Source organism: Sphingobacterium sp. UBA7253 (assembly GCF_002472745.1).
Taxonomy (GTDB): domain Bacteria; phylum Bacteroidota; class Bacteroidia; order Sphingobacteriales; family Sphingobacteriaceae; genus Sphingobacterium; species Sphingobacterium siyangense.
In genome coordinates this window covers 4,653-5,098 of sequence record NZ_DKSP01000181.1, presented here as the reverse complement: position 1 = coordinate 5,098, position 446 = coordinate 4,653, and the positions used below count along the sequence as shown (strand labels likewise).

The following is a 446-nucleotide window of genomic DNA, read 5'->3' as shown; positions in this document are numbered from 1 at the left end:
GATCGGCACCGGCGTCATCGATATGCGCTATGAAAACCCCCTTTATATGGTGGAAGACGCAGGAGCTGCAGATCTAATCTCCGGGGGCAGATTGCAGCTCGGCATCAGCAGAGGATCGCCTGAACAAGTAATAGATGGTTGGCGTTACTTTGGTTACAATATCAACGAGGGCGAAACAGATGCTGATATGGGAAGGCAAAAAGCATTGGAATTTTTAGAAAAACTTAAAGGAATTGGTTTCGCTGAACCAAATCCCTATCCAATGTTTCCAAACCCGCCCGGTTTGCTGAGACTCGAACCCCATTCGGAAGGGTTACGTGATCGTATCTGGTGGGGAGCAGCATCGAATGCCACGGCTGTATGGGCTGCTCAAAACAGGATGCACCTGCAAAGTTCCACTTTGAAATATGATGAAAATGGCAAACCTTTTCATATTCAGCAGGCCG

Annotated in this window: 1 protein-coding gene; it reads left to right on the top strand. The window is 48.0% G+C overall.

Features of this window, described 5'->3' with window-relative positions:
- Window positions 1-446, top strand: a 446-nt coding sequence (locus B2X72_RS18525) for an LLM class flavin-dependent oxidoreductase (protein ID WP_286850999.1), incomplete at both ends; no start/stop codon positions are given.